11 protein-coding genes are annotated in these 13,934 nt (G+C 58.1%); 10 read left to right on the forward strand and 1 reads right to left on the reverse strand.

Annotation, left to right across the window (positions count from 1 at the left end; translation table 11 throughout):
* The first annotated feature begins 73 nt into the window (after positions 1-73).
* From dnaK to HX793_RS16485, 7 genes are all read left to right on the forward strand, one after another.
* A complete protein-coding gene (gene dnaK, locus HX793_RS16455) occupies positions 74-1,990 on the forward strand; it encodes a molecular chaperone DnaK (protein ID WP_016976813.1) in 1,917 nt (638 codons plus the stop codon).
* 318 nt (positions 1,991-2,308) lie between these two features.
* The gene (gene dnaJ / locus HX793_RS16460; RefSeq protein WP_016976814.1) at positions 2,309-3,433 is read left to right on the forward strand and encodes a molecular chaperone DnaJ; all 1,125 of its coding nucleotides are present in this window, start codon (positions 2,309-2,311) and stop codon (positions 3,431-3,433) included.
* 10 nt (positions 3,434-3,443) lie between these two features.
* Positions 3,444-4,250, forward strand: coding sequence for a 4-hydroxy-tetrahydrodipicolinate reductase (dapB, locus tag HX793_RS16465; RefSeq protein ID WP_177004337.1), 807 nt, complete (start codon positions 3,444-3,446; stop codon positions 4,248-4,250).
* Between the two features lie 259 nt (positions 4,251-4,509).
* Positions 4,510-5,646, forward strand: a complete 1,137-nt coding sequence (gene carA, locus HX793_RS16470; protein ID WP_038843802.1) for a glutamine-hydrolyzing carbamoyl-phosphate synthase small subunit — start codon at positions 4,510-4,512, stop codon at positions 5,644-5,646.
* 104 nt (positions 5,647-5,750) lie between these two features.
* Positions 5,751-8,972 (forward strand): carbamoyl-phosphate synthase large subunit, encoded by a 3,222-nt coding sequence (carB, locus tag HX793_RS16475; protein ID WP_177094179.1) that lies wholly within the window; start codon positions 5,751-5,753, stop codon positions 8,970-8,972.
* Positions 8,969-9,445, forward strand: a complete 477-nt coding sequence (greA, locus tag HX793_RS16480; protein ID WP_010206609.1) for a transcription elongation factor GreA — start codon at positions 8,969-8,971, stop codon at positions 9,443-9,445. Before carB ends, greA begins: the two co-directional genes overlap by 4 nt.
* Positions 9,446-9,473: 28 nt before the next feature.
* Entirely contained in the window at positions 9,474-9,878 is a 405-nt protein-coding gene (locus tag HX793_RS16485) for a hypothetical protein (RefSeq protein ID WP_025999772.1), read from the forward strand.
* Between the two features lie 10 nt (positions 9,879-9,888).
* Here HX793_RS16485 and HX793_RS16490 read toward each other — a convergent pair whose 3' ends face one another.
* A complete protein-coding gene (locus HX793_RS16490) occupies positions 9,889-10,197 on the reverse strand; it encodes a YhbY family RNA-binding protein (RefSeq protein ID WP_010206607.1) in 309 nt (102 codons plus the stop codon).
* A gap of 106 nt (positions 10,198-10,303) precedes the next feature.
* Here HX793_RS16490 and rlmE point away from each other — a divergent pair, with 106 nt between their 5' ends.
* From rlmE to folP, 3 genes are all read left to right on the forward strand, one after another.
* Positions 10,304-10,954: a 23S rRNA (uridine(2552)-2'-O)-methyltransferase RlmE gene (gene rlmE / locus HX793_RS16495; RefSeq protein WP_016976819.1), complete on the forward strand. Its 651-nt coding sequence runs from the start codon at positions 10,304-10,306 to the stop codon at positions 10,952-10,954.
* 200 nt (positions 10,955-11,154) lie between these two features.
* Positions 11,155-13,065 (forward strand): ATP-dependent zinc metalloprotease FtsH, encoded by a 1,911-nt coding sequence (gene ftsH / locus HX793_RS16500; protein WP_016976820.1) that lies wholly within the window; start codon positions 11,155-11,157, stop codon positions 13,063-13,065.
* Positions 13,066-13,073: 8 nt separating this feature from the next.
* Positions 13,074-13,925, forward strand: coding sequence for a dihydropteroate synthase (folP, locus tag HX793_RS16505; RefSeq protein ID WP_016976821.1), 852 nt, complete (start codon positions 13,074-13,076; stop codon positions 13,923-13,925).
* Positions 13,926-13,934: the final 9 nt, after the last annotated feature.

Below are 13,934 nucleotides of genomic sequence, written 5' to 3' on the forward strand. Positions count from 1 at the left end.
CAAGCGTTTAAGTGCTACCGCAGTTAGCCACCACTGCTGCGGCAACCAAATTCAAGTTTCGGGAGAGTAAATCATGGGCAAAATTATCGGTATCGACCTGGGGACCACCAACTCCTGTGTCTCCGTCATGGAAAACGGCAAAGCCAAAGTAATCGAAAACGCCGAAGGCGCGCGTACCACGCCGTCGATCATTGCTTACGCAAATGATGGCGAGATCCTCGTTGGTCAGTCGGCCAAGCGTCAGGCTGTGACCAACCCGCACAACACCCTGTACGCGGTAAAGCGTCTGATCGGTCGTAAGTTCGACGAAGAAGTCGTACAGAAAGACATCAAGATGGTGCCTTACAAAATCGCCAAGGCTGACAACGGTGACGCCTGGGTTGAAGTCAATGGCAACAAGATGTCTGCACCGCAGATATCGGCTGAAGTCTTGAAAAAGATGAAGAAGACCGCCGAAGACTACCTGGGTGAAACCGTGACCGAAGCGGTGATCACCGTTCCGGCCTACTTCAACGACAGCCAGCGCCAGGCGACCAAAGACGCCGGCCGCATCGCGGGTCTGGACGTAAAACGTATCATCAACGAACCTACCGCAGCTGCTCTGGCTTACGGTATGGACAAGGCCAAAGGCGACCACACTGTGATCGTTTATGACCTGGGCGGTGGTACTTTCGACGTCTCGGTCATCGAGATCGCTGAAGTTGACGGCGAGCACCAGTTCGAAGTGTTGGCCACCAACGGTGACACTTTCCTGGGCGGTGAAGACTTTGACATTCGTCTGATCGATTACCTCGTTGACGAATTCAAGAAAGAAAGCGGCATGAACCTCAAGGGTGATCCGCTGGCGATGCAGCGCCTGAAAGAAGCTGCCGAGAAAGCCAAGATCGAGCTGTCCTCGAGCATGTCGACCGACGTGAACCTGCCGTACATCACTGCAGATGCCACCGGTCCTAAGCACTTGAACGTGAAGATTTCTCGCGCCAAGTTGGAAGCTCTGGTTGAAGACCTGGTTCAGCGCACCATCGAGCCTTGCCGCATCGCTCTGAAAGACGCCGGTATCGACGTTGGCGCTATCAACGACGTGATCCTGGTGGGCGGTCAGACCCGTATGCCGCTGGTTCAGCAGAAAGTGACCGAATTCTTCGGTAAAGAAGCACGTAAAGACGTGAACCCGGACGAAGCGGTTGCCATGGGTGCTGCCATCCAGGGCGCGGTATTGGCCGGTGATGTGAAAGACGTGCTGCTGCTGGACGTCAGCCCTCTGACCCTGGGTATCGAAACCATGGGCGGCGTGATGACTGCGCTGATCGAGAAAAACACCACGATTCCTACCAAGAAATCGCAAGTGTTCTCGACTGCCGATGACAACCAGGGCGCCGTGACCATTCACGTGCTGCAAGGTGAGCGTAAGCAGGCTGCTCAGAACAAGTCCCTGGGCAAGTTCGACCTGGCCGAGATTCCACCAGCACCACGTGGCGTGCCGCAAATCGAAGTAACCTTCGATATCGACGCCAACGGCATCCTGCACGTCGGCGCGAAAGACAAGGCGACTGGCAAAGAGCAGAAGATCACTATCAAGGCCAACTCCGGTCTGTCTGATGAAGAAATTCAACAGATGATTCGTGATGCTGAAGCCAACGCTGATGCGGATGCCAAGTTTGCCGAGCTGGCTGGCGCCCGTAACCAGGGTGATGCACTGGTTCACTCGACTCGCAAAATGGTCGCTGATGCTGGCGATAAAGTGACTGCTGAAGAGAAGGCTGCTATCGAAGCTGCTGTAGTTGCCCTGGAAGCCGCTGTTAAAGGCGACGACAAGGCCGCTATCGAAGCCAAGATCGAAGAGCTGTCTAAAGTCTCCGCTCCAGTGGCGCAGAAAATGTACGCCGAACAAGGTCAGCCAGCTGACGGTGCTGCGCAACAGGCAGAGCCTGAAGCCAAGCACGACGATGTTGTCGATGCCGAGTTCGAAGAAGTCAAAGACCAGAAGTAAGTTGGTCGCCCGGTTGACCGCTATCAAGCGGTGACTGGTAGGATGTCGCCGCGCGGGAGCTTGCTCCCGCGTTGGCGTGTCTGGGGTATGCGAATTTTTACAGCATGCGACAGCGTTCGGATGCTGGCGGTGTGATCGGGAATGCTCCTGCTTTCCGAGCAGTAAATACCGCACTTTTGGCCGGGTCCCTGGCTAAAAAGTAGTAATGACCAGGATCGTTGAATTGACGTGAGTTGGGTCCGGGCCTGTATTGGGGCTCAACGAGTTTGGCAAGGCTCAGGAGGGTCTGGCTGAACGTCCTTAAGAGTGCAAAGACTTATGGCAAAGCGTGACTATTACGAAGTGTTGGGTGTGGAGCGCGGCTCCAGCGAGGCGGACCTGAAGAAGGCCTACCGTCGCCTGGCGATGAAGCACCACCCGGACCGTAATCCGGATAGCAAAGAATCCGAAGAAATGTTCAAAGAGGCCAATGAGGCCTACGAATGTCTGTCTGATCCCAACAAGCGTGCGGCCTACGACCAGTATGGTCATGCCGGTGTCGACCCGAGCATGGGGGGCGGCGGTGCCGGTTTTGGCGGTCAGAACTTCTCCGATATTTTTGGTGACGTGTTCAGCGACTTCTTCGGCGGTGGCCGGGGTGGTCAGCGTGGCGGCGCCCAGCGTGGCAGCGATTTGCGCTACACCCTGGAATTGAATCTGGAAGAAGCCGTGCGCGGTACCAGCGTCAATATCCGTGTGCCGACGCTGGTCAACTGCAAGCCGTGCGATGGTTCGGGTGCCAAGAAAGGCTCCTCGCCGATCACTTGCCCGACCTGTGGCGGTATTGGCCAAGTGCGTATGCAGCAGGGCTTCTTCTCGGTGCAGCAGACCTGTCCGCGCTGCCATGGCCAGGGCAAGATCATTTCCGACCCGTGCGATTCCTGCCACGGTGAAGGTCGCGTCGAAGAGTACAAAACCCTTTCGGTGAAAGTGCCAGCGGGCGTGGATACCGGTGATCGCATTCGTCTGTCGGGTGAAGGCGAGGCCGGTACTCAGGGCGGTCCGACGGGTGATCTGTACGTGGTGATCAATGTGCGCGAGCACTCGATCTTCCAGCGTGACGGCAAGCACCTGTTCTGCGAAGTGCCGATCAGCTTTGTCGATGCTGCCTTGGGCGGCGAGCTTGAGATTCCGACTCTCGACGGTCGGGTCAAGCTCAAGATCCCTGAGGGTACCCAGACCGGCAAGCAGTTCCGTATCCGTGGCAAAGGCGTTGCGCCGGTGCGTGGTGGCGGTGCTGGCGACCTGATGTGCCGTGTGGCGGTGGAAACACCGGTCAACCTGAATCGCCGTCAGCGCGAACTGCTTGAAGAGTTCCGCAGCTCGATGGAAGGTGATGACTCTCACTCGCCGAAAACCGCGGGCTTTTTCGATGGTGTGAAGCGCTTCTTCGGCGACCTGTAAGGAATTGAGTATGCGACGTATAGCCGTAATGGGCGCTGCCGGGCGCATGGGTAAGACACTGGTCGAGGCGGTGCAGCAGCGCTCGCCGGCCTCCGGGCTGACCGCGGCGATCGTTCGTCCGGGCAGCACGTTGATCGGTGCGGATGCCGGTGAGTTGGCCTCGTTGGGGCGCATCGGTGTGTCGTTGTCCGGCAACCTGGAGCAGGTGGCGGACGAGTTTGACGTGCTGATCGACTTCACGCTGCCGGACGTGATGTTGAAAAACCTGGCGTTCTGCCGCAAGGCGGGCAAGGCCATGGTGATCGGCACCACCGGCTTGACGGCTGAGCAGAAGCAGTTGCTGGTAGAAGCGGGCAAGGATATCCCGATCGTCTTCGCCGCCAACTTCAGCGTCGGTGTGAACCTGTCGCTCAAACTGCTGGATCTGGCGGCGCGCGTGCTGGGCGATGAGGCGGATATCGAGATCATCGAGACTCACCATCGTCACAAGATCGACGCGCCGTCGGGCACTGCGCTACGCATGGGTGAGGCGATTGCCGATGCGCTGGGTCGTGACCTGTCGAAAGTGGCGGTGTACGGCCGCGAAGGCCATACCGGTGCGCGGGCGCGTGACACCATTGGTTTTGCGACCGTGCGCGGTGGCGATGTCGTGGGTGATCACACCGTGTTGTTCGCCACTGAAGGTGAGCGCCTGGAAATCACGCACAAAGCCTCCAGCCGCATGACGTTTGCCAAGGGCGCGGTACGTGCTGCGCTGTGGTTGGAAGGTCGTACGCCTGGTCTGTACGACATGCGCGATGTGCTGGATCTGCACTAATAAGTAGCTAAAACGGGGCCTCAAGCTTATGCTTAGGCCCCGTTTTTACCCGCTAAGCGACGTCCTGTCGCATTCCCCTGCCTTTTAGGCTCTTTAGCGGTGGACCAAAAAAGCCTTTTTCTGTAAGCTACAGCTTTAGTGTGTCCACTAAAAGCGCGCAGAATAATTCAGTGAAGAAGCGGGGTGACGTGTCCATACGTCACTCCGCTTTTTTACAACCTGCGATCGCCCTTTCAGGCTTTATTTACGGGAGGTCTTCTTGACTAAGCCAGCCATACTCGCCCTTGCTGATGGCAGCATTTTTCGCGGCGAAGCCATTGGAGCCGACGGTCAGACCGTTGGAGAGGTAGTGTTTAACACTGCCATGACCGGCTATCAGGAAATCCTTACCGATCCTTCCTACGCCCAACAGATCGTTACCCTGACCTATCCGCACATCGGCAACACCGGTACTACACCGGAAGACGTCGAGTCTGATCGTGTCTGGTCGGCCGGTCTGGTGATTCGTGACCTGCCACTGGTTGCGAGCAACTGGCGTAACACGATGTCGCTGTCCGATTACCTGAAAGCCAACAATGTTGTGGCGATCGCCGGTATCGATACCCGCCGCCTCACGCGCATCCTGCGTGAAAAAGGCTCGCAGAACGGCTGCATCATGGTCGGTGACAATATCTCCGAAGAGGCGGCGATTGCCGCAGCGCAGGGTTTTCCAGGCCTGAAAGGCATGGACCTGGCGAAAGTCGTCAGCGTCAAAGAGAAGTACGAATGGCGCTCCACTGTCTGGGATTTGAAGACCGACAGCCATGCGACCATTGAGGCCGCTGACCTGCCTTATCACGTTGTGGCCTACGACTACGGCGTCAAGTACAACATCCTGCGCATGCTGGTCGAGCGCGGTTGCCGCGTGACCGTGGTGCCGGCGCAAACCCCGGCCAGCGACGTGCTCGCTCTGCAGCCGGACGGCGTATTCCTGTCCAACGGCCCAGGTGACCCTGAGCCATGCGACTACGCCATCCAGGCGATCAAGGACGTGCTGGAAACCGAGATTCCGGTGTTCGGTATCTGCCTTGGCCACCAACTGCTGGCCCTGGCCTCCGGCGCCAAGACCCTGAAAATGGGCCACGGCCACCACGGTGCCAACCACCCGGTACAAGACCTGGACACTGGCGTTGTGATGATCACCAGCCAGAACCACGGTTTTGCGGTAGATGAAGCAACCCTGCCGAGCAACGTGCGCGCCATTCACAAGTCGCTGTTCGACGGCTCCCTGCAGGGCATCGAGCGCACCGACAAGAGCGCGTTCAGCTTCCAGGGCCACCCTGAAGCGAGCCCGGGCCCGAACGACGTAGCGCCGCTGTTCGACCGTTTCATCAATGAGATGGCCAAGCGACGCTGACTGAGCGGCCTGCGGGCGGCCCCGAATGTCGGTGGCCCCGCAGGCTTATCAAAGATTGTTCAAGACGGCTTGCCGACTGACCTGCGGATTTGAGTGACAAACCCATGCCAAAACGTACAGACATAAAAAGCATCCTGATTCTCGGCGCTGGCCCGATCGTGATCGGCCAGGCCTGCGAATTCGATTACTCCGGCGCCCAGGCCTGTAAAGCCCTGCGCGAAGAGGGCTACCGCGTCATCCTGGTGAACTCCAACCCGGCCACCATCATGACCGACCCGGCCATGGCCGACGCCACTTACATCGAGCCGATCAAGTGGCAGACCGTTGCCAAGATCATCGAGAAAGAGCGTCCGGACGCGCTGCTGCCAACCATGGGTGGCCAGACTGCACTGAACTGCGCCCTGGACCTGGAGCGCGAAGGCGTCCTGGAAAAATTCGGCGTAGAGATGATCGGCGCCAACGCCGACACCATCGACAAGGCTGAAGACCGTTCGCGTTTCGACAAGGCCATGAAGTCCATCGGCCTGGCGTGCCCGCGTTCCGGTATCGCCCACAGCATGGAGGAAGCCAATGCGGTCCTCGAGACCCTGGGTTTCCCGTGCATCATCCGTCCGTCCTTCACCATGGGCGGCACCGGTGGCGGTATTGCTTACAACCGCGAAGAGTTCGAAGAAATCTGCGCCCGCGGTCTGGACCTGTCGCCGACCAAAGAGCTGCTGATCGACGAATCCCTGATCGGCTGGAAAGAATATGAGATGGAGGTTGTCCGCGATAAGAAGGACAACTGCATCATCGTCTGCTCCATCGAAAACTTTGACCCGATGGGCGTGCACACCGGTGACTCGATCACGGTTGCTCCAGCACAGACCCTGACCGACAAGGAATACCAGATCCTGCGTAACGCCTCCCTGGCGGTACTGCGCGAGATCGGCGTGGAAACCGGCGGTTCCAACGTTCAGTTCGGCATCTGCCCGGACACCGGCCGCATGGTCGTGATCGAGATGAACCCGCGCGTTTCCCGTTCGTCGGCCCTGGCCTCGAAAGCCACCGGTTTCCCGATCGCCAAGGTCGCTGCCAAGCTGGCTGTGGGTTACACCCTGGACGAGCTGTCGAACGACATCACCGGCGGCAAGACCCCGGCGTCCTTCGAGCCGTCGATCGACTACGTCGTCACCAAGCTGCCACGCTTTGCCTTCGAAAAATTCGCCAAGGCTGACGCGCGCCTGACCACCCAGATGAAGTCAGTGGGTGAGGTCATGGCCATCGGTCGTACCTTCCAGGAATCCCTGCAGAAAGCCCTGCGTGGCCTGGAAGTGGGCGTTTGCGGCCTGGACGAGAAACTCGACCTGAGCAATCCGGAAAGCATGAGCGTGCTCAAGCGCGAGCTGACTGTGCCGGGCGCCGAGCGTATCTGGTACGTGGCTGATGCTTTCCGCGCCGGCATGACTGTCGAAGACATCTTCGGCATGAACATGATCGACCCGTGGTTCCTGGTACAGATCGAAGATCTGATCAAGGAAGAAGAGAAGGTCAAGACCCTGGGTCTGGCCAGCATCGACCGCGACATGATGTTCCGCCTTAAGCGCAAAGGCTTCTCCGACCAGCGTCTGGCCAAGCTGCTGGGCGTGACCGAGAAGAACCTGCGTACGCATCGCCACAAGCTGGAGATCTTCCCGGTCTACAAGCGCGTTGATACCTGCGCGGCCGAGTTCTCCACCGATACCGCCTACCTGTACTCCACCTACGAGGAAGAGTGCGAAGCTGTACCGTCGGGTCGCGACAAGATCATGATCCTGGGCGGCGGTCCGAACCGTATCGGCCAAGGCATTGAGTTCGACTACTGCTGCGTACACGCTGCTCTCGCCCTGCGCGAAGACGGGTACGAGACCATCATGGTCAACTGCAACCCGGAAACCGTTTCCACCGACTACGACACCTCCGATCGCCTGTACTTCGAGCCAGTAACCCTGGAAGACGTGCTGGAAATCGTGCGCGTCGAGAAGCCAAAAGGTGTGATCGTCCAGTACGGCGGCCAAACCCCGTTGAAACTGGCGCGTGCCCTGGAAGCCGCTGGTGTGCCGATCATCGGCACCAGCCCGGACGCCATCGACCGTGCCGAAGACCGCGAGCGCTTCCAGCAAATGGTTGAGCGCCTGAACCTGCGTCAGCCGCCAAACGCCACCGTGCGTAGCGAAGACGAGGCAATCCGTGCCGCCAGCAAGATCGGCTACCCGCTGGTGGTGCGTCCGTCCTACGTACTGGGCGGCCGTGCGATGGAAATCGTCTACGAAGAAGAAGAGCTCAAGCGCTACCTGCGTGACGCGGTGAAAGTGTCCAACGACAGCCCGGTGCTGCTCGACCACTTCCTCAACTGCGCCATCGAAATGGACGTGGACGCCGTGTGCGACGGTACCGACGTGGTGATCGGTGCGATCATGCAGCACATCGAACAGGCGGGCGTTCACTCCGGTGACTCCGCATGCTCGCTGCCGCCGTACTCGCTGCCGGCGCACATCCAGGACGAGATGCGCGAACAGGTCAAGAAAATGGCCTTGGAGCTGGGTGTGGTCGGCCTGATGAACGTACAGTTGGCGCTGCAAGGCGAGGACATCTACGTCATCGAAGTCAACCCGCGCGCTTCGCGTACCGTGCCATTTGTTTCCAAGTGCATCGGTGTTTCCCTGGCCATGATCGCTGCGCGCGTGATGGCCGGTAAGACCCTGAAGGAAATTGGCTTCACCAAGGAAATCATTCCTAACTTCTACAGTGTGAAAGAGGCGGTGTTCCCGTTCGCCAAGTTCCCTGGTGTGGACCCGATCCTGGGCCCAGAGATGAAGTCCACCGGTGAAGTGATGGGCGTGGGCGACACCTTCGGTGAAGCGTTTGCCAAGGCCCAGATGGGTGCCAGCGAAGTACTGCCGACCGGCGGTACTGCGTTCATCAGCGTGCGTGATGATGACAAGCCACTGGTTGCAGGCGTGGCTCGTGATCTGATCAACTTGGGCTTCGAAGTCGTGGCCACCGCCGGGACCGCCAAGCTGATCGAGGCTGCCGGCCTGAAAGTGCGTCGCGTGAACAAGGTGACGGAAGGCCGTCCGCACGTGGTCGACATGATCAAGAATGACGAAGTCACCCTGATCATCAACACCACCGAGGGTCGCCAGTCGATCGCGGACTCCTACTCCATTCGTCGTAACGCCTTGCAGCACAAGATCTACTGCACCACCACCATTGCTGCTGGCGAAGCCATCTGCGAAGCGCTCAAGTTCGGTCCGGAAAAGACCGTGCGTCGCTTGCAGGATCTACACGCAGGATTGAAGGCATGACCAAATACCCAATGACCGTCCAGGGCTTCAAGGCCCTGGAAGAGGAACACGCCCACCTGACCAAGGTCGTACGTCCAAAGCTGAGCCAGGACATCGGTACGGCCCGCGAGCTGGGTGACTTGAAGGAAAACGCCGAATACCACGCTGCTCGTGAGCAGCAAGGTATGGTCGAGGCGCGGATCCGCGATATCGAAGGCCGCCTGCAGAACTCGGTGGTCATCGACGTGACGACCATTCCGAAGACCGGCAAGGTGATTTTCGGCACGACCGTGGAAATCGCCAACGTCGAGACTGATGAAAGCGTGGTCTACCACATCGTTGGCGAAGACGAAGCTGACTTCAAGCTCGGCAAGATCTCTGTCGGTTCTCCGCTGGCCCGCGCCTTGATTGCCAAGGAAGAGGGCGATGTGGTGTCTGTTAAAACGCCTGGCGGCGTGACCGAGTACGAGATTGTTGAAGTTCGTCACGTCTGAAAGGCGGCGCCCGCTTCGTGCGGGCGCCATGCTTTGGCAGCTCTCCCAGATGCTTTGGGTGGGTGGCCTGTGGTTGTTGCACATTGGCGTGTTGCCGGCGCTGGGCCTGATTGGCCTGGCACCGTTGCTGATCGATGAGATCGATGGATTACTGAGTGCGTTGCTGGTGGGTTTTGCAGCGGCGTGCGTGACGCTCCAGGCGTTGGTGCTGGTCAAGGCCGAGGGCTTGGGAAGTTTGTGGCGGGATATTCGCGGGCAACTGCTGTTGATGGCGCTGTATGCGTGTGCAATGTATTGCATTGTGCATGTCTGGCTGCCGGAAGCGTTGCGCTGGCAGCTATTCAGCTATCTTGTGCTAGGGTTTTCCGGTCTGGTGCTGGTGATGCAGCCGGCGCCAGGATGGAGTGGCAGGGCGCGCGAAGCACGCCCGTGACCCTTTTTTATTACTTGAAGCGGTGTACGTTCGACAGTTGCTTGTTGACGCTGAAGTTCTTGCGATACAGCAGCGCCATCTTGCCGATGACCTGAACCAGGTCCGCTTTGCCTACCTTGCACAGTTCTGCAATGGCAGCCAGGCGCGCTTCGCGGTCAAGGATGTTGACCTTGATCTTGATCAGTTCATGATCGTTCAGCGCACGTTCGAATTCGGCTAACACACCTTCAGTCAAACCGTTATCTGCCACAATCAGAACTGGTTTCAGATGGTGGCCAATGGATTTGTACTGTTTCTTCTGCTCTTGAGTGAGCGGCATAATCTGACCCCTGCGTCTGATCTTGTAAAAAGCGGCGGCCAGTTTACCCGAGCGAGTCCGGGACCGCCCAGTTAATCACGACCCGTTTTATTTTTCGAGGTGGCCCGTGGCCCGTTCCAAAACCAGCCTTAAGTGGCTACAAGAACATTTCAACGATCCTTACGTCAAAAAGGCGCAAAAGGACGGCTACCGCTCCCGGGCCAGCTACAAGCTGTTGGAGATCCAGGACAAGGACAAGTTGATTCGTCCAGGCATGAGCGTTATCGATCTAGGTGCAGCCCCAGGTGGTTGGTCCCAGGTGACCAGTCGTCTGATTGGTGGGCAGGGCCGCTTGATCGCTTCCGACATCCTGGAAATGGACAGTATCCCGGATGTGACCTTTGTTCATGGTGACTTTACTCAGGATGCCGTGCTCGCACAGATCCTTGAGGCTGTGGGAAATTCGCAGGTAGACCTTGTGATTTCCGACATGGCCCCCAATATGAGTGGATTACCGGCCGTTGATATGCCGCGCGCAATGTTCCTATGTGAGCTGGCGCTGGATTTGGCGGGTCGGGTTTTGCGTCCTGGTGGTGATTTTCTGGTGAAAGTCTTCCAGGGCGAGGGTTTCGATGAGTACCACAAGAACATCCGCAAGTTGTTCGAGAAGGTGCAAACGCGTAAGCCTGACTCTTCCCGAGACAGGTCTCGGGAGCAGTACCTGCTGTGCCGCGGCTTCCGCGGGGTTGAAGGCGCTGCGAGTGAAGAGCGTTTTTGAGGAATTCGAGGAGGGCGATAGGTTTTTTTATATCGCTTTCGTCACGAAGCTTTACGAATATTGTGTAGTCAAAGTTTCACAAAGGGTTACAGACGGCGCCTGCCAGAGTTGTAGGTAATGTAGTAAGTTAGGCCGGTGAATATCATGCGAAGCGCGCGCCAGTAGCGGAGCTTGCTTCAGAGGGTAGTTAATTGAACGATATGGCAAAGAATCTGATCCTGTGGTTGATCATCGCGGCTGTCCTGGTGACGGTGATGAACAACTTCTCCAGCCCTAACGAGCCGCAGACCCTCAACTATTCCGACTTCATCCAGCAAGTTAAGGATGGCAAGGTCGAGCGCGTAGCGGTTGATGGCTACGTGATCACCGGCAAACGCAACGATGGCGACAGCTTCAAGACCATTCGTCCGGCGATCCAGGACAACGGTCTGATCGGCGACCTGGTGGATAACCACGTGGTGGTCGAAGGCAAGCAGCCTGAGCAGCAAAGCATCTGGACCCAATTGCTGGTAGCCAGCTTCCCGATCCTGGTGATCATCGCCGTGTTCATGTTCTTCATGCGCCAGATGCAAGGCGGTGCGGGAGGCAAGGGCGGGCCGATGAGCTTCGGCAAGAGCAAGGCACGCCTGCTCTCCGAAGATCAGGTGAAAACCACCCTGGCTGACGTTGCTGGTTGCGACGAAGCCAAGGAAGAAGTGGGCGAGTTGGTCGAGTTCCTGCGTGATCCGGGCAAGTTCCAGCGCCTGGGTGGCCGCATTCCTCGCGGTGTGTTGATGGTCGGTCCTCCGGGTACCGGTAAAACCTTGCTCGCCAAGGCGATTGCTGGCGAAGCCAAGGTGCCTTTCTTCACCATCTCCGGTTCTGACTTCGTCGAAATGTTCGTTGGTGTCGGTGCCAGCCGTGTTCGCGATATGTTCGAACAGGCTAAGAAGCATGCGCCTTGCATCATTTTCATCGATGAAATCGACGCCGTTGGTCGCCATCGTGGTGCCGGTATGGGCGGCGGTCACGATGAGCGTGAGCAGACTCTTAACCAGTTGCTGGTTGAGATGGACGGCTTTGAAATGAATGACGGCATCATCGTCATCGCGGCTACCAACCGTCCGGACGTATTGGACCCTGCGTTGCTGCGTCCAGGCCGTTTCGACCGTCAGGTTGTGGTCGGTTTGCCGGATATTCGTGGCCGCGAACAGATCCTGAAAGTACACATGCGCAAAGTCCCCATGGGTGACGACGTGGCCCCGGCCGTGATTGCCCGTGGTACGCCCGGCTTCTCCGGTGCTGACTTGGCCAACCTGGTCAACGAGGCTTCGCTGTTCGCTGCCCGTACCGGCAAGCGCATCGTTGAAATGAAAGAGTTCGAACTGGCGAAAGACAAGATCATGATGGGCGCCGAGCGCAAATCCATGGTCATGTCCGAGAAAGAGAAACAGAACACCGCTTATCACGAAGCCGGTCACGCCATTGTCGGTCGCGTTGTGCCTGAGCACGATCCGGTCTACAAAGTGTCGATCATTCCTCGTGGTCGGGCGCTGGGCGTCACGATGTTCCTGCCGGAAGAGGATCGTTACAGCCTCTCCAAGCGTGCGTTGATCAGTCAGATCTGCTCGCTGTACGGTGGTCGGATTGCTGAAGAAATGACCTTGGGCTTCGACGGTGTGACCACCGGCGCGTCCAACGACATCATGCGTGCCAGCCAGATTGCACGGAACATGGTGACCAAGTGGGGCTTGTCGGAAAAGCTCGGCCCGCTGATGTATGCCGAAGAAGAAGGTGAAGTGTTCCTGGGTCGTGGCGGTGGCGGTCAAAATGCCAGCTTCTCCGGTGAGACAGCCAAGCTGATCGACTCCGAAGTTCGCAGCATCATTGACCAGTGCTACGGCACGGCCAAGCAGATTCTCACGGATAACCGCGACAAGCTGGATGCCATGGCGGATGCGCTGATGAAGTACGAGACCATTGATGCCGACCAGATCGACGACATCATGGCCGGTCGCGCGCCTCGTGAGCCTCGCGATTGGGAAGGCGGTTCAGGCACCTCTGGTACTCCGCCAGTGGTTCAGAACGAACGCCCGGAAACTCCGATCGGCGGCCCGGCAGCTGACGTCTAAGGTTTGAAATGACTTCTGTGTTGTCCTCCACCCGGTTGCCTTGCGGCAACCGGGTTCTTGATTTGGCCCATACACATGTCATGGGCATCCTCAATGTAACTCCCGACTCCTTTTCCGATGGCGGCCGCTTCAGCCAGCTTGATGCAGCATTGCGTCATGCTGAAGCAATGGTTGCAGCGGGCGCGACCCTGATTGATGTCGGTGGCGAATCGACTCGTCCTGGCGCTCGCGTTGTCTCTCCCTTGGAGGAGTTGGAGAGGGTGGCGCCGATCGTCGAGCGTATCGCGCGTGAACTGGATGTGATCATTTCGGTTGATACCTCGACGCCTGCCGTGATGCGCGAAACTGCGCGCCTGGGGGCGGGGCTGATCAACGATGTGCGGTCCCTTCAGCGTGATGGGGCCCTTGATGCTGCTGCAGCAACGGGGTTGCCGGTGTGTCTGATGCATATGCTGGGAGAGCCCGGCAATATGCAGGACAATCCACACTATGACGATCTTGTCGGTGACGTGAGTGGTTTTCTCGCTGAGCGAGTCGCTCAGTGTGCTGTCGCGGGGATTGCTGCGGACAAGATCATTCTTGATCCTGGTTTCGGCTTCGCCAAGACCCTGCAGCACAACCTAAGCCTGTTCAAGCATATGGAATCTCTGCATGCTCTTGGTCGGCCCCTGTTGGTCGGTGTTTCGCGCAAGAGCATGATTGGCATGGCCCTGAATCGACCCGTAGGTGAGCGCTTGTACGGTGGTCTTGCGTTGGCGGCGCTTGCCGTCACCAAGGGGGCGCGAATATTGCGTGTGCATGATGTTGCCGAGACGGTGGATGTAGTGCGTATGATTGCCGCGGTAGAATCCGCCGAATAAGAATGATGG

This window comes from Pseudomonas reactans, from assembly GCF_013387025.1.
GTDB lineage: Bacteria > Pseudomonadota > Gammaproteobacteria > Pseudomonadales > Pseudomonadaceae > Aquipseudomonas > Aquipseudomonas reactans.